Source organism: Streptomyces sp. NPDC051636 (assembly GCF_044453765.1).
Lineage (GTDB): Bacteria > Actinomycetota > Actinomycetes > Streptomycetales > Streptomycetaceae > Streptomyces.
Map to the genome: position 1 here is coordinate 44,146 of NZ_JBITDA010000028.1, position 23,704 is coordinate 67,849.

The following is a 23,704-nucleotide window of genomic DNA, read 5'->3' on the forward strand; positions in this document are numbered from 1 at the left end:
AGGACGTTGCGCGGCCGGTCAGCGCGTTGCCCGGTGGGTGGGGGCCGCCAGTTCCGCCTCCAGCGCCTCAAGCCGCGCCCGTACCGTCGCCGTCGGCCGCACCGCCGCGAGCGCCCGCCACACCTCGACGTCTTCCCCGCCCCAGGGGGCGTGCGCCCAGTCCGCCAGCAGGTCGGGGTCACGGCGGGCGATCAGCGCTGCCCGCAGCCCGCCGGCCAGGCGCCGGCGGAGCCGCACCACCGCCGGGGCCTGCGAGCCGGGCAGCAGGGGGCCCGCGTACGCCCCCGCGGCCGCGGCGACCGCGCCCGCCCGCAACCGTCGTTCGACGACGGTGACATCGGACTCGACAGGAGCCGTCAGCCGGTACGGCCGGGACGCCAGCAGCCCCGGACCGAGCAGCCTGCGCAGCCGGACCAGTTCGGCGCGCAGCGTCACCGGCGTCACCGACTCGTCCTCGTACAGCGCGCACAGCAGTTCGTCGCCGGTCAGCCCCTCGGGGTGGCGGGCCAGCAGCACCAGCAGCTCGCTGTGCCGGCGGCTGAGCACGGTCCGGCGGCCGTCAAGCCGGAGTGTGGCCTCGTCGCGGCCCAGCGCGGTCAGGGCGGGCGCCTCGTCGGCGGGCCGCGGTGGGGCGAGCAGCGCGAGCTGCGACTCGGCGGCGCGCGCCACCGCCTGTACGAAGCCCAGGCTGTGCGGGTGCGCCAGACCGTCGCCGCCGGTGATGTCCACCGCGCCCAGCACCCGGCCGGTGTGCGGGTCGTGCACCGGCGCCGCCGCGCAGGTCCACGGCTGCACCCGTCGGATGAAGTGCTCCGCCGCGAACACCTGCACCGGCCGGTCGACGGCGACCGCCGTGCCCGGCGCGTTCGTCCCCACCGCGGTCTCCGCCCAGCGCGCGCCTGGGACGAAGTTCATCCGGTCCGCGCGGCGCCGGGTGGCCGGATGGCCCTCGACCCACAGCAGCCTGCCGTGCGCGTCGCACACCGCGAGCAGATGCTCGCCGTCCGCGGCGAACGGCCCCATCAGCTCGCGGAGCAGCGGCATCACCCGGGCCAGCGGGTGCTCCGCGCGGTAGGCGCCGAGGTCGTCGTCCGTCAGCTCCACGCTGGCGGTGCCGTCCGGACCGACTCCCGCCCGAGCGCTGCGCCGCCACGAGTCCGCCACCACCGACCGCACCGGCCGCGGCACGGTACCCGCCGTGGTGAACGTCTCGTGCGCCCGGCGTAGCACCCGGACGCGCTCGGCGGGGTCGGCCCCCGGTTCCAGGGCCACCCACGGATCGGTCAACTGGGCCTCCCGGACGGCGATGCGGCTGGGGACATCGTCACTCGGGGTGCTGGTCCGGACAACCGGTCAGGCGAAGTTGACCAGTCTGATGTAGCGGACCCAGTCCCAGTACGGCCCAGGATCGGTGTGGTCGGTCCCCGGCACCTGGTAGTGCCCGATGATGTGCTCCCGGTCCTTGGGGATGCCGTACGTGTCGCAGATCGCCGCCGTCAGTTTCGCCGACTGCTCGTACAGAGCGTGGGTGAAGTACGCGGGCTGATCCACCCAGCCCTCGTGCTCGATGCCGATGCTGCGGGTGTTGTAGTCCCAGTTTCCCGCGTGCCAGGCGACGTTCGCCTCGCGCACGCACTGGGCGACGTGCCCGTCGGCGGAGCGGACCAGGTAGTGCGTGGACACCTTCTTCTGCGGGTTCTGGAAGATGGCCAGGGTGTCGGTGTACGTCTCCTGGGTGACGTGGATGATCACACGGTCGATCGTGTAGGTGCCGGGGCGGCTGGACGCCGTGTAGTTGGAGGTGGCCGCCGGCTGCCACTCGGCGGGCGGGTAGTCGACGGCCTCGGTCTCGGCACCGGCCCGTGTGGTGGGGAGCAGCGCGTAGGGGACGGCGGCGAGAGCCGCGCCCTTCAGCAGGCGTCGTCTGGTGGGGAGTGGTCTGTCCCGGTCCATGGTGGGGTCGCCTTTCGGGAGCGAGGGAGTGGGGGAGTGGGGGAGTGGGGTGGGGAGCACAGGGAGTTCCGGAGTCGGGTGCGGTCGGCGGCGGAGGGCCCCGGCCGTCTCGCGCGGCCGGGCGTGCGGCCCGTGGCAGGTCTCGCACGCGGGCAGCCATTCCCTGCGGATCTCGGCCGCGCACGTGTAGTTGGTGTCGCACACGTTGGCCAACGGCGATTCCACCGCCTGGGTTGCGAACTGATACGCGTCCAGCTCAGCGAATCCGTAGTCGCGGACCAGCCACTGCACCAGGTGGAGCCGGGATATCCGGAAGGCTCCGCCAGCGGGCGCGCCGAACCCGTCGAGCTGATGTGGGTGGCCGACTCCAGGCGGGGCCACGGCGTGGCGACCTCCTCGAGGAGGTGGACGATCACCACGGGGTGCATCGCGCACCCGAGGGCCACGCCGCAGGTCTCGCCCTCGCCCTCCCGGGCGTGCCCGTCCCCCGAGGCTGAGCAGCGCGCCCTCGGCGTTCACCCCGAGGCAGCAGGTGACGCCGGCCCGCATCTCGGGGGTGTCCATGTTCCCGCCGTGCGCGTCGGCCAACAGGGCCGAGTCCAGGCCGGCGGGTGCCACGCCGACGGTGCCGTGCGTCGGGTCGAGGGGTGGCGTGCCGCCCGTGGCCCGCGTCGCGCCCGGCACGGTCCCGGCCGGAAACCCGGACCACTCCTCGTGCAGCGTGCTCGCCGTGGGGAAGCCCAGTTTCAGGAGCATCAGCGGCGGGACCTCCACGAAGACGTAGCCCCAGCCGACGAGGAAACCCACGGCGGGGTGCAGTCCGCACGCCGTGTCGGTGGCCACCGAGCCCGCCGCGGGTAACTCCCGTGCCGGCTCGGTCACGCAGCAGGCCGTGAACAGGCAGGCCACCAGCGCGAACAGTACGGACAGCGGCAGACTTCCGCCCGCGTTGGCCGCGCCCGACGGAATGGACGCGGCGACGGCGGCGGCCGGCGCCATGGCCGGGACGCTCTGGAACAGGACCTCGTGCAACCCGATGGCATCGCGCCGCAGCCCCTCGGACGTCTCCCCCGACATGCGTCTCCCCCGACCGTGTGTGTCCCCTCGTTCACCTCAGTACGCCACCGCCGCGAGGTCGTGGCGGCAGCACCTCGCGTGAATCACGGTACGGCGCTCCCGAGTCGGGCAGAAGGGAGCCGAGCCGTTCCGTGGACGACGGAGGCTTTGTGGACAACTCCGCCACCCCATCGAGTGAAGTCGGCCCGGAACCGGGTGAGTTGCGTGGCCGTCACCGGGCGGGTGCGCCGCCGGGATCAGGCAGGTCGCCCGGGCCGCGCCGGCCCTGTGACGGTCCTGTGACCGCAAGAGTGGCTTCCACCACAGCCCGCCGTGGTCGAGCACTGATCGACTCGGCGGATGCGTGCCACCCCCGCCATCCTGTCCACCGTCGTCGCCGGCATCCTGCTGCTCACCACCTCCTGCTCCCAGGCCACCGGACTCGCCGTCCCGTCCGATCCCGACGGCCCCACGTGCGATGCGCAGGTGTCCTCGGAGCCTGCCACCCCTGCCGAGCCCACCGCCGAGGCGACGGGCGATGTGACGATCACGGACCCGGGTGGCGACGGCGCTCACGACTGCGGCCGGTTCCAGGTCACCAACCACGCCGCGAAACCCTCCACTTACACCATTACCTTCACCTTCCTCTCCGACAGCGGAGCGCAACTGGCCGACACCTACCGGACCGTGCCGTCCGTCGGACCCGGCCGGACGGTGAGCGGCACCGTCGGCGCGAGTGACCTGCCGCCGGGCGCCGAGGGCTGGTCACGGGTGCGCGTCGAGAAGGTGCGGAGCGTCCCCGTCGACGAGGCACCCGCCCCGGGCGGTCGCTGCCCGTCCTCGGGGCTGCGCCTGTACGCCGACGAGGGCGACGCAGCCATGGGCCTCCGTGTGGCCGGCCTCCACCTGGTGAACTGCGGGACCCGCACCCAGCGCCTCACCGGCTACCCCCGCGTGAGCCTGCTCGACGAGGACCACCGGCCGGTCACCGGCGTACGGATCCTGCACGACGGCTCCGCCATCGCCTCCGGCACCGGCGCCGACGGCCCGGCCCGCCCCCTGTCCCTGAAGCCGGGCGAACGCGCACTCGCAGGCCTGGTCCGGCGCAACACCGTCCTCGACGGCACTGCGGTGAACGTCCCCTACGTCCGGGTCCGGGCGAAGCCGGGCGCCGCCCCCGTGATGGTGACACCTGAACTGGACCTCGGCACCACGGGGAAGGTCGCCGTCGGCCCGTGGAAGCGGGAAGCCCAGGCGATCCCCGCGCAGGCGATCCACGCGAAGACCGTCCGCACTTCACGGCTCACAGGGGCTCACCCTCCCGCAGGCGGACGACGGTTCCGGACAGGTCCGCCCCGCGCAGCGCGGCGAGGGTGGGGAGACGGGCGGTGAGCGGCGTGCCGGTCAACTCGTCGAGGCTGAACAGCCCGTAGCGGTCGTGTTCGGCACTCAGCCGGACATGTGTGTCGCCGTCCAGGGTGCCGCCGTGGAAGAAGCAGTCGAGGACCGGCCCGGTCCCCAGGACGTCCACCCGGTGGTCGATGCCGATCAGTGCCGGGGGTGGGGCCGAGTTCGATGCCGGTCTCCTCCCGCATCTCCCGCCGAGCCGCCGTCCAAGGATCCTCCCCGTGGTCGACCATCCCGCCCGGCAGCCACCATGTCCCGGCGCTCGGCTGACCGGGCCCGTAGCGCAGGAGCAGGATGCGGCCGCTGCCGTCCAGCATCAGTACGCAGGAGGCCACAAGAGCCCGCGGCTGGGTCCTGACCCACTCCTCACGCGGTATCCATTCCACCATGTACGCCTCCCCGGTGCCCTCTGTCCCGCCGTGAAACACATGCGGTTCGGCACGGCAGAGCCCTCATCCCCGCTCCGCCACCACCGCCGGATCGTCGAGCACGGCGCGTATCACGGAGTGCGCGGCACCGAGCAGCGGTCCTTCGGGGCCCAGGCGGGAGACCGACACCGGGCAGGCGGGGCCCGCCGTGCGGCCGGCCAGCTCGGCCTGAAGGGACGTCAGGAGCCAGGGCGACAGCCCCGCCAGCGCGCCGCCCAGGACGACGGATTCGGGGTCGAGCAGGTTGACCGCCCCGGTCAGGGCTATGCCGAGGGCGGTACCGGCGTCCTGGAGCGCCTGCCGCACGCCCGCGTCCCCCTCGTCGGCCCGCCGGGCGAGCAGCCCGACCAGGTCCTCGCCCGCTTCGAGTCCCGCCGCGCGCAGAACCGCTTCCTCACCGGCGTACTGCTCCAGGCAGCCGCGTCCGCCGCACCCGCACCGGGGCCCGTCCGGCCGGACCGGCACATGGCCCAGCTCGCCCGCGAATCCCCGCGTCCCGCGCAGCAGCCGGCCGTCCACGACGACCGCGGCGCCGATGCCGATCTCGGCCGACACGTGCAGGAAGTCGCCCGGGGTGTCCGTCCCGAGCCAGAGTTCGGCCAGCGCGCCGAAGTTGGCCTCGTTGTCCACGGTCAGCGGTATGTCCGTGGGCAGCAGGGCGCCGAGGTCCGTGTCGTGCCAGCCGAGGTTCGGGGCGCGTACGACCGTACGGGCGTCCCGCGCCACCAGGCCGGGCACGGCGACCGCGAGCCCGGCGGGCCACAGTCCCTCCCGCTCCGCCTCGGCGACGATCCGGCGGACGAGCGCCTCGAGCTCCTCGAGCACCGGTCCGGCTGCACGGCCCCGGTTCGCGCGGTGCCGGACGGCTCGGGCCCGGACCTCGCCCCGCAGGTCGACCGCGCACACCGCGAGGTGGTCGACGCCGACCTCCGCCCCGATCCCGGCCGGACCCCGCCCGCTGACCGCGAGCGCCGACCCCGGCCGGCCCACCCGGCCGGGCCGCTCGGGACCCAGCTCCTCCAGCAGGCCCCAGCGGATCAGCTCGTCCACCAGAGTCGACACCGCCGCCCGCGTCAGACCGATGCGCGAGGCGACCGCGGCCCGCGAGAGCGGTCCCTCGGCGCTGACGGTGTGCATCACCCGGGCGAGGTTGCGGCGGCGCATGCCCTGCTGGGTGTCGGGCAGGGCCCGGCCGCGACCGGCCGGGCGGGCCTCGTGCAGCGGTGCGGTCATGGCTGAAGTCAGTCCTCGGTCCGTGGCCCTCACGGGCGTCTCTGTGAGGGGTGGGTCAGCGACCGCCCGCCCCCCGCTCCAGCAGCGGCGCCGCGTCGGAGAGTACCCCGGTGATCCGGGCCAGCGTCTCCTCGTCCCGCTCCACGGCGTCCAGCACCGGTCCGGCCGTGGTGTTCCAACGGCGGGCCACCGCGGCCGGGTCCTCGCCGGTCAGCAGTCCGGTCGCCTGCGCCGCGGCGCCCAGCGCGACCAGTTCCCCGGCTTCGGGCACCTGGACCGGCCGCCCCGACAGCCGCCGTACCGTCTGCTGCCAGGCCGAGCCCCGTGCCCCGCCGCCGATCAGCAGCAGCGGTGCGGTGCGGTCCGCGTCCTCGTCGAGCACCAGGTCGAGCGCGCCGAGCAAGGAGTGCACGGCACCGTCGTACGCCGCCTGCAGCAGCTGTCCGGCGGTCGTGTCGTGCCGCAGCCCGTGCAGCAGGCCGGAGGCGTTCGGCAGGTTCGGGGTGCGCTCGCCGTCCAGGTACGGCAGGAGGGTCACGGAGGTACCGGGCTCGACCGCCTCACGGTCCAGGCCCAGCAGGGTCGCGACGCGGTCGACCGCGAGCGTGCAGTTCAGGGTGCACGCCAGTGGCAGCCAGTCGCCGCGGGCGTCGGCGAAGCCGGCGACGGTGCCGCTCGGGTCGGCGGGGCGGCGCTCGGAGACCGCGTACACCGTGCCCGACGTGCCGAGGCTCAGCACCGGGGTGCCCGGGCGCAGCCCGAGACCCAGCGCGGCGGCGGCGTTGTCACCGGTGCCGGGGGCGACCAGCGTGCCCTTGGAGAACGGCAGGTCGTGGCTGTCGCGCACCGTCCCGGCCACCTCGCCCGGCCGCACCACCCGGGGCAGCAGTGCGGGGTCGAGCCCGACGTGCGCGAGGATCTCCTCGTCGTACGCCTCGGTCCCGGACGCCCACCAGCCCGTACCGGAGGCGTCGCCGCGGTCGGTGGTGCCCTGGCCGGTCAGGTGCCCGGTGAGGTAGTCGTGGGGGAGCCGGACGGCCGCCGTGGCGCGGACCGCGTCCGGCTCGTGCTCGGCGAGCCAGGCCCACTTCGTGACCGTGAAGGACGCGCCGGGCACGCTGCCGGTCCGTTCCGCCCAGGCCTTGGGACCTCCCAGCTCCTCGACGAGCCGGCGGGCCTGCGGCGCCGAGCGCACGTCGTTCCACAGCAGCGCCGGACGCACCGGCTCACCGCGGGCGTCCAGCGTGACCAGGCCGTGCTGCTGGCCGCCGACCGACACCGCGGCCGCCTCGTGCGCCGCGTCCCCGCACTGGTGGAGCGCCGTGCACAGGGCCTCCCACCACTGGCGCGGATCGCTCTCCCGACCGGCGCCGGAGGACACGGTGTGCGGCGCCTGGCCGCTCGCCACGACCCGCCCGGTGGCCACGTCGACGACCAGGACCTTGGTGGACTGGGTGGACGAGTCCACCCCGACGACGAGCGGACCCTCGGCTGCTGACATCGGGCTCTCCCTCTTTCCGCGGCTCGCGGGATGTGACCTCGAGGACATCTTGTCCCTTCCCAGGGACGCGAGCGCATACTAATTTGTAAATCGCCATGACGAAATAGTCGCAAGCGAGCAAGGAGCCGCGGCATGAGCTACCAGCCCACCCCCGAGCACAGGTTCACCTTCGGCCTGTGGACCGTCGGCTGGCAGGGACGGGACCCGTTCGGCGACGCCACACGCCGCGCCCTCGACCCGGTCGAGACGGTGCGGCGCCTGGCCGACCTGGGCGCCTACGGTGTGACGTTCCACGACGACGACCTGATCCCCTTCGGGTCCTCGGACACCGAGCGCGAGTCGTGCATCAAGCGCTTCCGCCAGGCCCTGGACGCGACCGGCATGACCGTGCCGATGGCCACCACCAACCTCTTCACGCACCCGGTGTTCAAGGACGGCGCGTTCACCGCCAACGACCGCGACGTGCGCCGGTACGCCCTGCGCAAGACCATCCGCAACATCGACCTGGCGGTCGAGCTGGGTGCGAAGACGTACGTGGCCTGGGGCGGCCGGGAGGGTGCCGAGTCCGGCGCCGCCAAGGACGTGCGCGTCGCCCTCGACCGCATGAAGGAGGCCTTCGACCTCCTCGGCGAGTACGTCACCACCCAGGGCTACGACCTGCGCTTCGCCCTCGAGCCCAAGCCGAACGAGCCCCGCGGCGACATCCTGCTGCCCACCGTCGGCCACGCGCTGGCCTTCATCGAGCGCCTGGAGCGGCCGGAGCTGTACGGCGTCAACCCCGAGGTCGGCCACGAGCAGATGGCCGGGCTCAACTTCCCGCACGGCATCGCGCAGGCCCTGTGGGCGGGCAAGCTCTTCCACATCGACCTCAACGGCCAGTCCGGTATCAAGTACGACCAGGACCTCCGCTTCGGCGCGGGTGACCTGCGCTCCGCCTTCTGGCTGGTCGACCTCCTGGAGAGCGCCGGCTACGACGGTCCCCGCCACTTCGACTTCAAGCCGCCGCGGACCGAGGACCTCGACGGCGTGTGGGCGTCGGCGGCCGGCTGCATGCGCAACTACCTCGTTCTGAAGGAGCGTTCGGCCGCCTTCCGCGCCGACCCGGAGGTCCAGGAGGCACTGCGCGCCTCACGCCTCGACGAGCTGGCCCAGCCCACCGCGGCCGACGGCCTGCAGGCGCTGCTCGCCGACCGCGCGGCCTTCGAGGACTTCGACGTGGAGGCGGCCGCCGCGCGCGGGATGGCCTTCGAGCGGCTCGACCAGCTGGCCATGGACCATCTGCTGGGGGCGCGCGGCTGACCGCACACACGCGTAGCGGTGAAGCTACGCGCGCGTGCCGCTGGCCGACCCGCGCGCGGAATGCTCCGGAAACGTGCGGTCCACGGCGTGAGCCGGTATCACCTTCCGTGCGCCGCTCGCCCCATGGTCCGTACGCGGCGATGGTGGAGGGCATGACCACATCGTCCGTACCGCCTCCGCCGCCCGGACCGCCGGGCGGTCCGGGCCCCGGCCCGGGTCGTCGCCGGGGCCCGCTCTTCGCCGTCCTCGCCGTGCTTGCGGGGGCCGGGGCCGTTCTCGCCGTGGTGCTGATGGCCCCCGGAGGCGACGGCTCCTCGGACGACCAGCGGCCGGGGAGCAGCGCGAGCGCCAGCGGTTCTCCCCGGCCCTCGTTCAGCCTCCCGACCGAGCTGCCCAGCGGGCTGCCGTCGTGGCCCTCCAGGCTGCCGAGCGGGCTGCCGTCGGGGTTCCCCAGCGTGCTGCCGAGCGAGGTGCCGAGCGACTTCGAGCCGTTCGGCAGCTCCTTCCCGGACACGCTGCCCTGAGGCCGGCGCCGTCGGACGCGGTCGGGCAGCCGGACGTACGTCACGGTCGTCTCGATGCCGCTGTCCACCAGCCGGCCCTGCGCGTCGAAGGCGCCCACGCCGTGTGTCATGCCGAAGTCGTTGTCGTGGATGAGCGCGAGCGTGTCGTCGTCCTTTCGTCGCCTTTCACCGTGAGCTCCCTTCATGCGGTTCGCCGTCCACAGCGAGCCGCGCCGATGCCAGTGCCGTCGCCGGATCCCGCACGCCGGCTCCCACCGGAATCCAGCGGCCGTGCTCCTCGCGGTACGGCCACCAGCGGCCGTCCCGTCCCAGACGCAGCTGGATTCCCGCCCCGATGCCCGCCACCGGAACGGTCCAGCGGTTGCCCGACCAAAGCACCGCCGGGCGCTCGTCCTCGCCCCAGACCGCTTCCAGGGCGGCACGCGCGCGTGCCAGCGCCTCGCCCTCCACCGGCCACTCCTCGTCGAGCACGGACAGTCCGGCCGTACCTCCCTCACGCCACGCGCGTACGGCCGTCGCCAGCCCCTCCCTGCCCCGCCCCGACCCCTCGGCGAGCCGGCCCTTGACGGTGTCCCCCGGGTCTCCGGCGGCAAGCCGCACGGCGTCCTGAGCCACCGTCAACTCCGCTTCCGGCACCTTCGGGCCCGGCCCCGCGCCGAGCGCTTCCGCCAGCAGCCGGTGTGCTTCGACAGCGGTCCGCGCGGCCAGGTACTCCAGGGCCGCCGGATCGATTCCGGGCCCGGGGGGCGTCTCGGTGTCCAGGGACGGCGGTGCGCCGGGGTCCTTGGGGAGGCCGGGCAGGGAGGGCAGCGGCGGGAGGATGTCCCCGGCGGCCCAGACCTCCGCGGCGTCCTCGCCCTCCGGCTCGGCGGAGGGCTCCTCGGGCGCGGCGCCGCGCAGCTGAAGCTCGGCGAGGAAGGCACGCTTCCCCCGGCCCCGCAACAGCAGCAGCACGAACGGATCCTCGTCCAGCAGCCGCGCCACCTGATGGCACAGCGCCGCCGTGTGCCCGCAGTGGTCCCAGGCACCGCAGCCGCACTCCGGCTCCAGGTCGCCGAGGCCCGGCAGGAGTTCGATGCCCACGGCCGCCGCGTCCTCGACCAGATGCGGGGGCAGCTCCCGGTCGAGCAGCGCCGCGAGGTGCCCGGCCCGCTCGACGGCCAGGGCCAGGAACCGGGTCCACTGCTCCACGGTCAGTTCCGGCAGCAGGACGTCGGCCCGGTGCGGCGCGCCCCCGGGATCCCGGACGACCGCCGTGACCCGCCCCGGGCGGACCGTCACCGCGCCCACCGCTCCCGCGCTCGCGAGCCTGCGCCCCGCTTTCACCTGCGCCGCGTCCAGCGCCGCGTCCTCCAGTGCCCGCACCCAGGCGCGGCCCCACCAGGTGTGCGTGAGGCCACGCCCGCGCGCGGGTGGCCGGGCCGGGAACGTGCGCTCGGTGTCCTCGTCGTACCCGTTCATCGCGGCTCCCCTCGCAGCTGCACCAGATCGGCCAGTTCGGCGTCCGTCAGTTCCGTGAGCGCCGCCTCGCCGGAGCCGAGCACGGCCTCGGCCAGGTCGCGCTTGCGGTTCAGCAGCTCGGCGATGCGGTCCTCGATGGTTCCCTCTGCGATCAGCCGGTGCACCTGCACCGGCCGCGTCTGGCCGATGCGGTACGCACGGTCGGTCGCCTGCGCCTCGACGGCGGGGTTCCACCAGCGGTCGTAGTGCACGACGTGCTCGGCTCGCGTGAGGTTCAGGCCGGTGCCGGCGGCCTTCAACGACAGCAGGAAGACGGGCACTTCACCGTCCTGGAACCGCCGCACCAGTGCCTCGCGTTCGGTGACCGACGACCCGCCGTGCAGTAGCTGCGACGGCACGCCACGGGCCGTCAGGTGCCGGGTCAACAGGCGGGCCATCCGCACGTACTGCGTGAAGACCAGCGCGCTCGCCCCCTCGGCGAGGATGGTGTCGAGCAGTTCGTCCAGCAGCTCCAGCTTCCCCGATCGCCCCACGATCCTCGGGTCGTCCTCCTTCAGGAACTGCGCCGGGTGGTTGCAGATCTGTTTGAGACCGGTCAGCAGCTTCACGATCAGCCCACGGCGCGCCATGTCGTCGGCGGCCGCGATCCGGGCCAGCGTCTCGCGTACCACGGCCTCGTACAGGGCCGCCTGTTCGAGGGTGAGCGAGACGGGGTGGTCGGTCTCGGTCTTCGGCGGCAGTTCGGGCGCGATACCGGGATCCGACTTGCGCCGCCGCAGCAGGAACGGCCGCACGAGCCGGGCGAGCCGCTGAGCGGCTGCGGGGTCCTGGCCTCCCTCGGCCGCCCGCGCGTACCGGGAGCGGAAGGTGCCGAGCCGGCCCAGCAGACCCGGAGTGGTCCAGTCCAGGATCGCCCACAGCTCCGACAGGTTGTTCTCCACCGGGGTGCCGGTGAGCGCCACGCGCGCGCGTGCCGGGACGATGCGCAGCGCCCGTGCCGTCGAGGAATACGGGTTCTTGACGTGCTGGGCCTCGTCGGCGACCACCATGCCCCAGGACACCTGGGCGAGCCGCCGGACGTCCAGGCGCATCGTGCCGTACGTGGTGAGCACGAACTCCCCGTCGGCCACTGCGCCCAGGTCGCGGCGGGAGCCGTGGAACCGGCGCACCGGCGTGCCGGGTGCGAAGCGTTCGATCTCGCGCTGCCAGTTGCCGAGGAGGGACGTCGGGCAGACCACGAGGGTGGGGCCGGCGGTGGAGGGGTCCGCCCGGCGGTGCAGATGCAGGGCGATCAGCGTGACCGTCTTGCCGAGGCCCATGTCGTCGGCCAGGCAGCAGCCCAGGCCCAGGGAGGTCATCCGGGCCAGCCAGGCGAGGCCGCGCAGCTGGTAGTCCCGCAGAGTGGCGGCGAGGGCGGGCGGCGGGGCGACCGGCTCCTGCGCCTCCGGGTCAGCGAGCCGCTCCCGCAACTGCGCCAGCCGGCCCGTGGGGCGTACCTCGAGCCGCTGCCCGTCGATCTCCGCGGAGCCCGTCAGCGCGGCGCCGAGCGCCTCGACCGGTGTGACCTTGTGGTCCTGCCCCGCCCGGGCCCGGCGTGCCTCCTGAGGGTCGATCAGGATCCACTGGTCGCGCAGCCTCACCAAGGGACGTTTGGCCTCCGCGAGGAGATCCAGCTCCGCGCGGGAGAGCTCCCGCCCGTCCAGCGCGAACCGCCGGCTGAGGGTCAGCAGGGCGTCCGCCGAGAGGAACGACGGCAGCTGCGCGGTGCCGCTGTCGCCGGCCGCGCCGTCGTCCGGCGGGCCGACGGCCGCGTGGGTGGTCAGCTCGCGGGAGAGCTCCTTCGGCCAGTGGACGTCGACGCCCGCCACGGCGAGCGCCCGGGCGCCCTCGCCGAGGAGTTCGGTGACCTCGTCGTCGGCGAGTTCGACGGCGTCCGGCACACCGGCCGCGAGCAGCGGCGTCAGCGGCGGCCAGGCTCGGGCCGCGCGGCGCAGCGCCAGCAGGGCGTCCATCCCCGCGCGCGGGCCGAACGCCTCGCCGGCCGGGCCGGATCCGGCCCACACCTCGGCGGCGTCCGCGACGAGCGCCGGGTCGCTCACCCCGTGCACCTGGAGCACGGCACGGAACCGCGGCGGCACGTCGTCCGGTGCGGCGTCGCCGAGGCCGGGCACCTCGACGCGCAGCGAGAGCCGTACGCCCGCGTCGTGGCCCGCGGCGACGTCGTCGGCCCACGCGCGATGCTGCGGCAGGTGCCGCGGCTCGTGCGCCGCGTACGCCGAGCCGCCCGTCACCAGCGGTGCGGCGGGCGAGCGGGGCAGGCTGTCGGCGACCGCGTCCAGGAAGGCGCGCAGCAGCCGCTCGGGATCCGGCAGCCGTGACGGCTCAGCGCCGGACACCGGCACGGCTCGGGCCTCGGGCGGCATCGCGGCGGCCAGTTCGCGGACGAGTTCCGCGTCCCGCGCGGACAGCGGGCCCATCCGCCAGGCGTCGTGATCCGCCGGCGACAGCCCGGGCAGCAGCAGCCCACGCGCCAGGAAGTGCAGCGCGAACACGGCCGCCGTGCCCCAGAACGCCGTCGCCCGATGCCCGTAGGTGGCTGCACGCGCGCGCGTGAGCCACGGCAGGGCGGCGCGCACCGGCAGCATGACCGCGGGCACGCGCACGTGCTCGACACCCTGCGCGCCGGGCAGCGCGACGGCCAGGTCCGCGGCGGCGCCCGACGCGACGGCCGGAGGGGCGGTGGCGTCGGGCCGCCAGAAGGCGACGCTGCCGGTGCGGGCCGGGTCGGCCGGCAGGAACACGGCGCTGCAGCGGGCCAGTTCGGACATCTCGGAGGGTGGTGCCGGGGGGATCCTCTGCACGACTCTGCCGCACTCCTCAAATTTGACTACTGCGGGCGGAGTCGCCGAGGTTACAGCACATCGACGACCGGCCCGGAATGGTTAGGCTGTGACCTGAGCCACTTCGGAGGCTGTCCGATGCGAGGAAAGGCCGGGGAGACGTCGCCACTCAGGGGCACGTAAGGGTCGCGCCTCAGGGGCGGCTCAGGGTAGCGGTCCGGAACCGCCGGAAGCGCGGACGCGTTTTCACATCAGAGAGCGGCAGTGGCCGCGAAGGAGGCGACGCTCATGTCGAATACCGCGAAGATCGCCGCAGGAGGTGTGGCGGTCGGGCTCATCCTGCTGATATGGCTGCCCTGGTGGGTCTCGTTCCTGATCGTCCTGGGAGTTCCCGCGGCCGCGTACCTCACGCTGGATCCCTCGCAGCGGCGCAGGCTGCGCCGCGTCGCGCGCAAGGAGCTCGGCCGCTGAGGCGCTACCGCCCTGGTGCCTTCCCTGCCTTCCCTGCGTTCCCCGTGTCCCCGGACAAGGGGCGGGAGCCGGCCACTTCGCCGCGCGCGGGCCTGCCGACGATCCGGGGGCGGCGGGGTGCCTGGCTCCCCCCGGCGGCCTCGGGACAGGCGTATGACGGCCTCCGGGGCATCAGGCCGGTGAACAGGGCCGCCGCCTGCCGCGCCGAATTCGCGTGCACGGTTGATCGCCGCAGCACCACCCATGACGGCCATGACCGTAAAAAGGACGCCCAGCGACTCCACGACGGGCACCGGTGGGAGAGGTTGGCGCGGCTGTGCGCAGCCGCCCCGGAAGCGCATCCCGACGACCACCGACTACGTGCCCGTGGTTCTGTGGGGCCATCCACGCGCGTGCCCCTGCTCTCCGCGGCCCGCAGGCGTGCGCGCCCGTGCGACGGCCGTGTCCGGGATGCTCGCCCTGGCCCTGGCCCTGGCCCTGGTGCGGGCCGGCGGCCGCGGAACGGACTGGGCGCAGCCGTGGCGGGCCGAACTGGAGGCGCTGCGGGCCCAGGAGGACCCGGGCACCGCCCTGGAGGACCTCCTGGTCGACCCGGCAGGAGCAGGTGACCCGCTCGGCCGCCCGCGCGGGGCACGGCGGCGTCAGCTGGGCCGTACGGCCAGCTTGTCGAGCGCCTCCAGCAGGCCGGGCAGCTCCGGGCCCCGGCCCACCGGCAGGACTTCGCCGGGTTCCTCGTCGAGCAGCACGAACGCGATGTCGTCGGTGCGGGCCACCATCGACCAGCCCGGACCGTCGGCCCGCAGTGTCCGGGCGTCCCCCGGGGCGAACGACGAGCGGACCCGGCCGAGGGGCGGCGGAGCGTCCACGTACGCGCGGGCCTCGGCCAGCACGCGCCGGATGCCGCGGTGACCCCGCGGCGCGTCCGCGGCATCGTCGGGTGCCGGTGTCGAGCCACCCGGCGCCGGGAAGCCGACGTCGTCGATCTGCCCCCGCCACATCGCCCACTGCGACGCGATCTCGTCGGCGCCCAGCCGCCGCTGGGCCGGCCCCCAGGAGGTGGTGTCCGGCGGCGCCAGCGGCGGGCGGTCCGCGATTTCGGGGCCGGGGTCGTGCGGCGCGGGCACGCCCGGAGCGGCCACGGCGACCGCGAGGGGCCAGCCCGGCAGGGCGGCCACGACCGTGCGCTCGTCGGGCGACAGCTCGTACTCCATGCCGCAGTCCCAGGACGCGATGGCGACGGCGACCAGTGAGACGTCGTCGATCACGACCGTCCAGCGGGCGCCCTCACCGTCCTGTCCGAGCACCAGGCCGTAGCCGTCGGCGCGCGGCGCGAGGTCGAGCGCCGCGCACGCCTCCGGATAGTCGTCGCCCAGCACGCTCGGATACTGCGCCGGCGTCAGCAGTACCGCCGTCAGCACGTACAGCGCATCGTCCGCGGCGGCGACGGCCTCCTCGTCCGTCTCTGCCATCCCAGCCTCCCCAGTGGTTCGTCCAACGGCGCGCACCCTAGTGCGAGCGGAAGGCGGTTGTCACGACTCCCACCACACGCGGAGCTGCAGCTTTCCGCCTGGACGGGGCGAAAAGCCGCTCGCCGGACACCGGTCAGGCCACGGGCAGCCCGAGCAGGTCACGGGCCACCTTCCGCGGTGACTCGTCGCGTTCCCGCGCCAGCGCGATCACGGCTCGGCACGCCAGCTCACTCACCCCGAACGACAGCGCCTCCGGTGACACCCAGGCCGCCGCCTCGTCGATCCGGTCCTGGTCGTCCTCGGCGCAGGCCGACACATAGGCGGCCGCGGCTTCGAACAAGTTGTGCGTACGCTTTTCACGGCCGCCGCCCCTCTCCGCGCGCGCGGAGACGGCCGGCCCGGTGAGCCTCTCGCGGATCCTGCCCCACATACGGATCACCTTCCCCTGCGCGACTTCTCCTGCTGATCGTCCACCTGCTGCTACTCAACGTAGAGTTGGAGCCCCGGCGGCAGAAGGGGGACGATGCTGTGAAGCGTTTCGAGAGGCTCGAGCGGATACGCCGGATGGATCCGGTGGCGGACGCCGTGGAGATATACCGCCTCAGCGCCGCGTTCGAATTCCCCTGGGACTTCGCCCGGGCTCTGGAACTGGCCCTGTACCGCACCTACGCCGTCCCGAGCATCGGTCGGCTGCTCGCCGAGACGGCCGAGCTCACCGACCGTACGCAGAAGCGTTACGACGACACCGTGCTGCTCCTCGACGCAGTCGTCGAGCACGGCTTCGCCTCCGTGCAGGGCCGCACGGCGATCCGCCGCATCAACCAGATGCACCACAGCTACGACATCAGCAACGATGACATGCGCTACGTGCTGTGCACCTTCGTCGTGATACCCAAGCGATGGATCGACGCCTATGGCTGGCGCCGGATGTCCCGGCACGAGATCGTCGCCTCCGCCGTCTACTACCGCACGCTCGGCCGGCACATGGGCATCGCGGACGTACCCGAGTCCTACGAGGAGTTCGAAGCCTGCCTGGTCGCCTACGAGGAGGCCCATTTCGCCTGGGACGAGCGGGCGCGGCGGGTCTCCGACGCCACGCTCGACCTCATGGCCTCCTGGTATCCCCGGCCGCTGGCGCCCCTGCTGCGCACCGCGACGCTCGCCCTCCTCGACGAACCGCTGCTGCGGGCCTTCCACTACGAGCCGCCCGGCCCCGTCACCTCCGCGCTCGTACGGCGCGCGGTGCGGACGCGGGGGCGTCTCGTCCGCCTGCTCCCGCCGCGTCGCGCCCCCCACTACGCACGGCAGAACCCGGAGGTCAAGGGCTACACCAACGGCTACCGGCTGGCCGGCCTGGGCACTCGTCCGGTCCCCGGCCGGCTCGGCTGCCCGGTGCGGCACACCGGCGCCTCAGCGGCCGACCCCGTCGAGTGAGGCAAGGGTCTCGCGCAGCCAGGCAAGCTCCGCCCGGCTCGTGGCCCGGGCGACGGTGAGGATGCCCCGCCGGAACGGGTCTCGACGCCTTCCCGCCGCCCGCCGCGGGCAGCAGCGGAATCGCCTCCTACGGGAGGAGGAGTTCGTGGCGGGCGGGTACGCGCGCGTGCTGGAGAAGGCCGGCCCCCTTGTGGGCGGCGACCATGCGGCCGGCAGACCCGCGCCGGATGCACCGCACCGCCGTCGGTCTGCGGAGGGGCTCGGACCCTGTCATGCGCACCCTCCTGGAGGAGCTGGCGATCGACCGCGTGTACCTCCAGGGCGAGCTCAGCGGTGAACTGCCCGGCAGACAGCGGCTGGAGACGGCCGGGTCCGCGTGCTCACGGTGCCCGGCGCTGGGCACAACGTCATGTTCGCAAACCCCGACGCGTTCGTGACGGCGGTCGCGGGCGTGAAGCAGCCCTCGCGCCCCGCCCCGAGCCCGCGTCCCGTCCCCGCCCCCGCCCTCAGCCCTCGCGGACCGCCAGCGCCAGGAAGCGGGCATCCTCGTCGACGTACGACGTCATGCGCCACCCGGAACCGGCCAGGAGCGGGCCGAGGTTGGCCTCCGCGCGCAGGTCGTCCGGGGTGATCCGACGGCCCTGGCGTGCCGCCAGCGCGGCCCTGCCGATCGGGTGGAAGAGGGCCAGGGTGCCGCCGGGACGGACCACGCGCGCCAGCTCCCGAAGGTTCTCCGCCGGGTGGGGCAGGTGCGCGATCAGGCCGGCTCCGAACACGGCGTCGAGCGACCGGGACCGCAGCGGAAGCGCGGCGACGTCGGCGAGCAGCAGCCGCCCCTCCCGGTCCCGCCCCGCCCGTACGGCGGCCCGCAGCATCGCCGGGGTCAGGTCGACCCCGATGACCACGCCGGACGGCCCCACGGCCGCACGCAGCGGCGGCAGGGCGCGTCCCGTGCCACAGCCGGCGTCGAGCACGCGGTCCCCCGTGCGGAGCCCGAGGCCGGCGACGGCGGCCGCGAAGGCAGGGCCGTCCTCGGGGAACTTGCTGTCCCAGTCGTCCGCCCGGGCGGTGAAGAACTCCTGGACGTGTGTGTGGTCGTCGCTCATGCTCCGCATGATCTCTCACCGGCGGGGAGGACATCCTGTGCACACGTTCGAGCGTGACGCGATCGTTCCGGCGCACGTCTGCGCCAGATTCCAACACCTTTCGAATGTGCCCCGTTTGTACGCCCCTGCCCGCACTAGCGTCCCGGGGCCATGGGACACCTGGACCACGCCTCCCTCGGCTGGCTGACGCCCGCGCTGTCGTACGTGATGGCCTGCATCGGCGCCGCTCTGGGACTGCGCTGCACCGTCCGCGCGCTCGGCACCACCGGCCGGGCGCGCCGCAACTGGCTCGTCACCGCGGCCTCCGCCATCGGCACCGGCATCTGGACCATGCACTTCGTGGCCATGCTCGGCTTCAGCGTCGGCGGCACCGACATCCGCTACGACGTGCCGCTGACCATCCTCAGCCTCCTGGTCGCCATGCTCGTCGTCTCCGTCGGCGTCTTCGCCGTCGGCTACAGCCGCGACCGCACCCGGGCCCTCCTCCTCGGCGGCCTCACCACCGGGCTGGGCGTGGCGAGCATGCACTACCTGGGCATGGCGGCGGTGCGGCTGCACGGCGACGTGACCTACGACCCGGTGCTCGTCGGGGTCTCCATCCTGATCGCCGTGGTCGCCGCGACCGCAGCCCTCTGGGCGGGGCTCAACATCAAGTCGCCCGTCGCGGTCACCGTCGCCTCCCTCGTCATGGGAGCGGCCGTCAGCAGCATGCACTACACCGGCATGTTCGCGGTCCGCGTGCACGTCACCCCCTCCGGCGAGGTTCTTCCCGGGGCCACGGCGATGCAGTTCATCTTCCCCCTCGCCGTCGGCCTCGGGTCCTACCTGTTCCTCACCTCGGCCTTCGTCGCGCTCTCGCCGACGGCGGGGGAGCGCGAGGCGTCCGCCTCCGCGCAGCGTCCGGTGCGGAGCCCGGCCCGCTGACCGGCGCCCCGCCCGGCACAACGTGCCCCGACCACTTCCGAGCGATGAGGCCATGCGTACACCGCGTAGGACCACAGCAGGCGCCAGGACGCCGTCCCCGCCGCCCGTGCGCGGCCGTCGCGCACATGCCGGACCACCCGCCGATGAAGGCACCGACGACACCGCCGGCCCGGCCCCCGACGACGCGCCCGCGCGCGCGGGACGCCGCCGGATCCGGCCCCGGACCGTGCGGGCCAAGGTCGTCTGCCTGCTGATGGTGCCCGTCGTCTCCCTGCTCGCCCTGTGGGCGTACGCCACCGTCAGCACCGCCCAGGACGTGTCCCGGCTGCGCCAGTCGCAGCGGGTGGACGCCGAACTGCGTGCTCCGCTCGCCCGCGCCGTCACCGCACTGCAGGCCGAGCGCACGGCCGCGGTGCGCCACGCCTCCGACCCGGCCGCCGGACAGGGCGGCGACCTCCGTGGCCTCGCCGCCCGCACCGACCGGGCCGTGGCCCGGCTACGGCTGGGCGACGACCACACCGTGGCCGACAGCGAGGAACTGCCCTCCGGTGTCGCGCAGCGCCTGGAGACCTTCGTCACCGGGGCCGAGCGTCTGCGCACATTGCGTACGGCGGTGCTCGACCGCCGCGCCGGCTGGGACGAGGCGTACGGGCAGTACACGCGGACCATCGCCACCGCCTTCGAAGTGGACGGCGCCCTCACCGGCATCCAGCAGGCCGACCTGGGTTCCGACGCACGTGTGGTGCTGGAGTTCTCCCGCGCGCAGGAAGCGCTGGCGCAGGAGGACGCGGTGCTCGCCGGGGCCCGTCTCGCCGGCGGCCTCGCGGGCGAGCGGCTACGGCTGTTCACCGGCGCCGTCGACACGCGCCGCACGCTCACCGAGACCGCCGTCGCCGACCTGCCCGGCGCCCAGCGCGCCGCCTGGCGCGGCCTCGCCGAGAGCGCCGCCTACACCGCCGTGGGCACCGTCGAGGACAAGGTGCTCGCCGCGGACACGGGCACCCGCGCGGTCGACGCGGCCCCCGCGGCCACCTGGGAGACGGCCCACGCGCGCGTGCGGGACGGAATGCGGGCCGTCGGAGCGGAAGCGGCCGGTGCCGTCGCCGGCCGGGCCGACCCGTACACCCGAGGCCTGCTCACCCCGGCCGGCGCCGCCGTCCTTTTCGGCCTCGCCGCCGTCGCCGCCTCGCTCGTCATCTCCGTACGCATCGGACGCGCCCTCGTCGTCGAACTGGTCAGCCTGCGCAACGACGCCCTGGAGATCGCCCGCCGCAAACTTCCCGAGGCGATGGAGAGACTGCGCGCCGGGGAGGAGATCGACATCCGGGCGGAGGCACCGCCGGGACCGCCGGCGGAGGACGAGACCGGCCAGGTCGCCGAGGCCCTCGGCACCGTGCACCGGGCCGCCCTGCGGGCCGCCGTCGAGCGCGCCGAGCTCGCCAGCGGCATCTCCGGGGTCTTCGTCAACCTCGCCCGCCGCAGCCAGGTCCTGGTGCACCGCCAGCTGAGCCTGCTCGACAGCATGGAACGCCGCTCCGAGGACCCCAACGAGCTCGGCGACCTCTTCCGGCTCGACCACCTCACGACCCGGATGCGACGCCACGCGGAGAGCCTGATCATCCTCTCCGGGGCGGCACCCGGCCGGGCCTGGCGCATGCCCGTGTCCCTCACCAACGTGGTCCGCGCCGCCGTCTCCGAAGTCGAGGACTACGCGCGCGTGGAGGTACGGCAGCTCCCCGAGGCGTCCGTCGTCGGCGCCGCCGTCGCCGACCTCACTCACCTGCTGGCCGAACTCGTCGAGAACGCCGCCCAGTTCTCACCACCCCACACGCGTGTACGCGTCACCGGCGAACCCGTGGGCAACGGCTACGCACTGGAGATCGAGGACCGCGGCCTGGGCATGGGCCCGGAAACCCTCACCGAGGCCAATCGGCGCATCGGGCAGTCCGAGGCGCTCGACCTGTTCGACAGCGATCGCCTGGGCCTCTTCGTGGTCAGCAGGCTCGCCGCACGCCACAGCATCAAGGTGCACCTGCGGACCTCGCCCTTCGGCGGCACCACCGCCGTGGTCCTGCTGCCCACAGCCCTGCTGCACAGCGGCCCGGCGGAACCCGCCGCCCGTGCGGCGGCGGAGCCGGAGCGCGCCGAGCGGCAGGCGTACGCGCGCGTGCCCGGCGCCCGCTCGCCCCAGGAGGCCGTGGCCGCATCCGCCGACCGGCCCGCCCTCGCGGCCACCGCCCGGCCGTCGGCGGAACCCGCGACCGAAACCCCACCCCCGGGAGTCACCACCTTGCGGCTGCACCGCCCACCGAACGACTCCGAGGGCTCCGACGACCTCCCGCGCCGGGTACGGCAGGCGAGTCTGGCGCCCCAACTGCGCCAACACCGCCCGGAGGAGCCGCCCTCGGCACCGGACGCGCGGAGCGACGACCACCGCACCCCCGAACTGGTCAGGGACCGCATGGCGGCCTACCGCGACGGCTGGACGCGCGGCGGCGGCAGGCAACCCGGCCGTGATGCCACCCCGGCCACCGAAGCGGGCAGCGACCGCAGTGAAGGAGACCCCGCATGATCCAGGACTCGAGCATGAGGGCCGCCCAGCGATCCGGCGAACTCGACTGGCTGCTGGACGACCTGGTGACCCGCGTGAGCGACGTACGGCACGCCGTGGTGCTGTCCAACGACGGCCTGGCCGTGGGCGCCTCGACCGGCCTCGAGCGCGCGGACGCCGAGCACCTCGCCGCCGTGGCCTCCGGCTTCCACAGCCTCGCCAAGGGCACCGGACGGCACTTCGGAGTCGGAGGTGTCCGTCAGACCATGGTGGAGATGGACGACGCCTTCCTCTTCGTGGCCGCCGCCGGAGACGGCTCGTGCCTCGCCGTCCTCACCGCCGTCACCGCCGACATCGGACTCGTCGCGTATGAGATGGCCCGGCTGGTCAAGCGGGTCGGCGAGCACCTCTACACGGCCCCCCGGGTCGCCGCGCGACCGCCTGCCGCCGGATGAGCCGAGAGGGCGGTCGGCACCCATGACCGAGGACGGCACAGGCGCCCCGCGGGAGCAGGGCAGCCAGTGGTACGACGGCGAGGCCGGGCCTCTGGTCCGCCCGTATGCCATGACCGGCGGCCGCACCAGACCCGGCCCCACCGGAGTGTGCTTCGACCTGATCGCACTCGTCACGCTCGACCCCGGCGGCCTTCTGACGGACGGCGACCCCGCGCTCGGGCCCGAGCACCAAGCGCTGGTCGACCTGTGCCGCACGGAAACCCAGTCGGTCGCCGAACTCGCCGCCGGCGCGGACCTCCCCGTGGGGGTGGTCAGGGTCCTGCTGGGCGACCTGCTGGACCTGGGCTGCGTCACGGTCAGCCGTCCGGTGCCTCCCGCGCAGTTGCCCGACGAACGGATTCTGCGCGAGGTCATCGCGGGACTGCGGGCGCTGTAGATGACCGTTCACCACCCACCGGAACCACGCCGCCCCGTCGACCGCAACCCGCACTCCCGAGAGAAGTGATCATGGTCTCCGAGTACTCCGACACCACGGACGGCGAGACGTCCGCCCTGGCGCTGAAGATTCTGGTCGCCGGCGGATTCGGCGTGGGCAAGACCACCCTGGTCGGCGCGGTCAGCGAGATCCGTCCGCTGCGTACCGAGGAACTGCTCAGCGAGGCCGGGCAGTTGGTCGACGACACCGACGGTGTGGACCAGAAGGTCACCACGACCGTGGCCATGGACTTCGGACGCATCACCATCCGCTCCGGCCTGTCCCTGTACCTCTTCGGCACTCCGGGCCAGGACCGGTTCTGGTTCCTGTGGGACGAGTTGTCGCAGGGCGCCCTCGGAGCCGTGGTCCTCGCGGACACCCGGCGGCTGGAGGACTGCTTCCCCGCGGTGGACTACTTCGAGCACCGCCACATCCCGTTCGTCGTGGCCGTGAACTGCTTCGCCGGCGCACGCACCTACGGCGTCCACGACGTCTGCCGCGCCCTCGACCTCGACCGGGGAACACCCGTGGTCCTGTGCGACGCCCGCGACCGGGACTCGGGAAAGGAGGTGCTGATCCGTCTCGTCGAGTACGCCGGGCGGATGCACACCGCCCGGCTGCTCGACTCGGTGGGCTGACCGGCGGACGGCGGTCCTCAGTCCGCCAGGTCCTTCACCGCCACCACCTGGTCGACGCGGACGCGGACGAGGAGTTCGCCGGGAACGCCGTTGCGGGCGCCGTACTCCTCGGCTCGTTCTTCGCCCATGTACCGCGCGGCGATCCGGGTCGCCCAGTGCCGGACCTCGCCGAGATCCTCGGACAGCCGGGCGCGGCCGTTGAGCACCACGAAGTGGAAGGGTGGCCGGTCGTCGTCCACGCACAGCGCGACCCGTCCGTCACGGGCGAGATTGCGCCCCTTCACGGTCTCCTTGCCGGTGTTGAACACCACCTCGTCGCCGTCCAGCAGGAACCAGATCGGTGCCACGTGCGGACTGCCGTCGGCCCGCACGGAGGACAGCTTGCCGGTGCGGGTGCCCTCGGAGACGAACGCCCGCCATTCCTCGTCGGTCATCTTCTGTGCCATGCCCCCATCCTCCTTGCCCGGACGGCGGCCGTG

The 23,704-nt window shown here is 73.9% G+C and carries 21 protein-coding genes and 5 pseudogenes; 11 read left to right on the top strand and 15 right to left on the bottom strand.

The features are described from left to right. Positions 1–18: 18 nt before the first annotated feature. The 3 genes and pseudogenes from ACIBBH_RS34625 to ACIBBH_RS34635 form a co-directional block, all read right to left on the bottom strand. A complete protein-coding gene (locus ACIBBH_RS34625) occupies positions 19–1,287 on the bottom strand; it encodes a GAF domain-containing protein (RefSeq protein WP_399411598.1) in 1,269 nt (422 codons plus the stop codon). A 66-nt stretch (positions 1,288–1,353) separates the two neighbouring features. Then, the gene (locus ACIBBH_RS34630; RefSeq protein WP_399411687.1) at positions 1,354–1,953 is read right to left on the bottom strand and encodes an N-acetylmuramoyl-L-alanine amidase; all 600 of its coding nucleotides are present in this window, start codon (positions 1,951–1,953) and stop codon (positions 1,354–1,356) included. A gap of 90 nt (positions 1,954–2,043) precedes the next feature. Further along, a pseudogene (locus ACIBBH_RS34635) lies at positions 2,044–2,601 on the bottom strand (acetamidase/formamidase family protein); the annotation flags it as partial. 768 nt (positions 2,602–3,369) lie between these two features. Between ACIBBH_RS34635 and ACIBBH_RS34640 the strand changes: the two are divergent. Next, entirely contained in the window at positions 3,370–4,401 is a 1,032-nt protein-coding gene (locus tag ACIBBH_RS34640) for a DUF4232 domain-containing protein (RefSeq protein WP_399411600.1), read from the top strand. Here ACIBBH_RS34640 and ACIBBH_RS34645 read toward each other — a convergent pair. The 4 genes and pseudogenes from ACIBBH_RS34645 to xylB form a co-directional block, all read right to left on the bottom strand. Then, a complete protein-coding gene (locus tag ACIBBH_RS34645; protein WP_399411691.1) occupies positions 4,313–4,540 on the bottom strand; it encodes a hypothetical protein in 228 nt (75 codons plus the stop codon). The two genes, ACIBBH_RS34640 and ACIBBH_RS34645, sit on opposite strands and share 89 nt — an antisense overlap. 43 nt (positions 4,541–4,583) lie before the next feature. Then, a pseudogene (locus tag ACIBBH_RS34650) lies at positions 4,584–4,805 on the bottom strand (NUDIX hydrolase); the annotation flags it as partial. Positions 4,806–4,868: 63 nt separating this feature from the next. Then, entirely contained in the window at positions 4,869–6,077 is a 1,209-nt protein-coding gene (locus ACIBBH_RS34655) for an ROK family protein (protein WP_399411602.1), read from the bottom strand. 55 nt (positions 6,078–6,132) lie between these two features. After that, the gene (xylB, locus tag ACIBBH_RS34660) at positions 6,133–7,578 is read right to left on the bottom strand and encodes a xylulokinase (protein ID WP_399411604.1); all 1,446 of its coding nucleotides are present in this window, start codon (positions 7,576–7,578) and stop codon (positions 6,133–6,135) included. A 132-nt stretch (positions 7,579–7,710) separates the two neighbouring features. On the opposite strand from xylB, the gene xylA reads away from it, so the two are divergent. Together xylA and ACIBBH_RS34670 are read left to right on the top strand one after the other, a co-directional pair. Then, entirely contained in the window at positions 7,711–8,877 is a 1,167-nt protein-coding gene (gene xylA / locus ACIBBH_RS34665; RefSeq protein WP_399411606.1) for a xylose isomerase, read from the top strand. A 152-nt stretch (positions 8,878–9,029) separates the two neighbouring features. After that, positions 9,030–9,401 carry a hypothetical protein gene (locus tag ACIBBH_RS34670; protein WP_399411608.1) on the top strand — a complete coding sequence of 124 codons (372 nt, stop codon included), beginning with the start codon at positions 9,030–9,032 and terminating at the stop codon, positions 9,399–9,401. A 23-nt stretch (positions 9,402–9,424) separates the two neighbouring features. On the opposite strand, the pseudogene ACIBBH_RS34675 reads toward ACIBBH_RS34670, so the two are convergent. From ACIBBH_RS34675 to ACIBBH_RS34685, 3 genes and pseudogenes are all read right to left on the bottom strand, one after another. Beyond that, a pseudogene (locus tag ACIBBH_RS34675) lies at positions 9,425–9,559 on the bottom strand (esterase-like activity of phytase family protein); the annotation flags it as partial. 7 nt (positions 9,560–9,566) lie between these two features. After that, positions 9,567–10,862 carry an SWF or SNF family helicase gene (locus ACIBBH_RS34680; RefSeq protein ID WP_399411610.1) on the bottom strand — a complete coding sequence of 432 codons (1,296 nt, stop codon included), beginning with the start codon at positions 10,860–10,862 and terminating at the stop codon, positions 9,567–9,569. Beyond that, complete coding sequence (locus ACIBBH_RS34685) at positions 10,859–13,723, bottom strand: SNF2-related protein (RefSeq protein WP_399411611.1); 2,865 nt, start codon at positions 13,721–13,723, stop codon at positions 10,859–10,861. The genes ACIBBH_RS34680 and ACIBBH_RS34685 overlap by 4 nt, the downstream gene beginning before the upstream one ends. A 267-nt stretch (positions 13,724–13,990) precedes the next feature. Between ACIBBH_RS34685 and ACIBBH_RS34690 the strand changes: the two genes are divergently transcribed. Then, positions 13,991–14,173, top strand: coding sequence for a hypothetical protein (locus tag ACIBBH_RS34690; protein WP_399411613.1), 183 nt, complete (start codon positions 13,991–13,993; stop codon positions 14,171–14,173). A 641-nt stretch (positions 14,174–14,814) separates the two neighbouring features. Here the strand turns inward: ACIBBH_RS34690 and ACIBBH_RS34695 are convergent. Both ACIBBH_RS34695 and ACIBBH_RS34700 read right to left on the bottom strand, forming a co-directional pair. Beyond that, positions 14,815–15,642 (bottom strand): hypothetical protein, encoded by an 828-nt coding sequence (locus ACIBBH_RS34695; protein WP_399411615.1) that lies wholly within the window; start codon positions 15,640–15,642, stop codon positions 14,815–14,817. A gap of 133 nt (positions 15,643–15,775) precedes the next feature. Next, positions 15,776–16,072: a hypothetical protein gene (locus ACIBBH_RS34700; RefSeq protein ID WP_399411617.1), complete on the bottom strand. Its 297-nt coding sequence runs from the start codon at positions 16,070–16,072 to the stop codon at positions 15,776–15,778. A gap of 98 nt (positions 16,073–16,170) precedes the next feature. On the opposite strand from ACIBBH_RS34700, the gene ACIBBH_RS34705 reads away from it, so the two are divergent. Next, entirely contained in the window at positions 16,171–17,076 is a 906-nt protein-coding gene (locus ACIBBH_RS34705; RefSeq protein ID WP_399411619.1) for an oxygenase MpaB family protein, read from the top strand. Here the strand turns inward: ACIBBH_RS34705 and ACIBBH_RS34710 are convergent. Then, a pseudogene (locus ACIBBH_RS34710) lies at positions 17,053–17,157 on the bottom strand (PadR family transcriptional regulator); the annotation flags it as partial. The gene ACIBBH_RS34705 and the pseudogene ACIBBH_RS34710 sit on opposite strands and share 24 nt — an antisense overlap. Here ACIBBH_RS34710 and ACIBBH_RS34715 point away from each other — a divergent pair. Further along, positions 17,157–17,527 (top strand): annotated as a pseudogene (locus ACIBBH_RS34715) (alpha/beta fold hydrolase); the annotation flags it as partial. The pseudogenes ACIBBH_RS34710 and ACIBBH_RS34715 sit on opposite strands and share 1 nt — an antisense overlap. Positions 17,528–17,582: 55 nt before the next feature. Here ACIBBH_RS34715 and ACIBBH_RS34720 read toward each other — a convergent pair. After that, complete coding sequence (locus tag ACIBBH_RS34720; RefSeq protein WP_399411621.1) at positions 17,583–18,182, bottom strand: class I SAM-dependent methyltransferase; 600 nt, start codon at positions 18,180–18,182, stop codon at positions 17,583–17,585. Positions 18,183–18,332: 150 nt separating this feature from the next. On the opposite strand from ACIBBH_RS34720, the gene ACIBBH_RS34725 reads away from it, so the two are divergent. The 5 genes from ACIBBH_RS34725 (at position 18,333) to ACIBBH_RS34745 (ending at position 23,225) form a co-directional block, all read left to right on the top strand. Continuing rightward, complete coding sequence (locus tag ACIBBH_RS34725) at positions 18,333–19,106, top strand: MHYT domain-containing protein (protein ID WP_399411623.1); 774 nt, start codon at positions 18,333–18,335, stop codon at positions 19,104–19,106. A gap of 52 nt (positions 19,107–19,158) precedes the next feature. Beyond that, the gene (locus ACIBBH_RS34730) at positions 19,159–21,678 is read left to right on the top strand and encodes a nitrate- and nitrite sensing domain-containing protein (protein WP_399411625.1); all 2,520 of its coding nucleotides are present in this window, start codon (positions 19,159–19,161) and stop codon (positions 21,676–21,678) included. Continuing rightward, positions 21,675–22,112 (top strand): roadblock/LC7 domain-containing protein, encoded by a 438-nt coding sequence (locus ACIBBH_RS34735; RefSeq protein WP_399411627.1) that lies wholly within the window; start codon positions 21,675–21,677, stop codon positions 22,110–22,112. Before ACIBBH_RS34730 ends, ACIBBH_RS34735 begins: the two co-directional genes overlap by 4 nt. 22 nt (positions 22,113–22,134) lie before the next feature. Continuing rightward, on the top strand, positions 22,135–22,548 hold the full coding sequence (locus tag ACIBBH_RS34740; RefSeq protein WP_399411629.1) for a DUF742 domain-containing protein: 414 nt from the start codon (positions 22,135–22,137) through the stop codon (positions 22,546–22,548). Positions 22,549–22,619: 71 nt separating this feature from the next. Beyond that, a complete protein-coding gene (locus ACIBBH_RS34745; protein ID WP_399411631.1) occupies positions 22,620–23,225 on the top strand; it encodes a GTP-binding protein in 606 nt (201 codons plus the stop codon). A 17-nt stretch (positions 23,226–23,242) separates the two neighbouring features. Here ACIBBH_RS34745 and ACIBBH_RS34750 read toward each other — a convergent pair whose 3' ends face one another. Beyond that, positions 23,243–23,671 (bottom strand): PPOX class F420-dependent oxidoreductase, encoded by a 429-nt coding sequence (locus ACIBBH_RS34750; RefSeq protein WP_399411633.1) that lies wholly within the window; start codon positions 23,669–23,671, stop codon positions 23,243–23,245. Positions 23,672–23,704 lie beyond the last annotated feature (33 nt).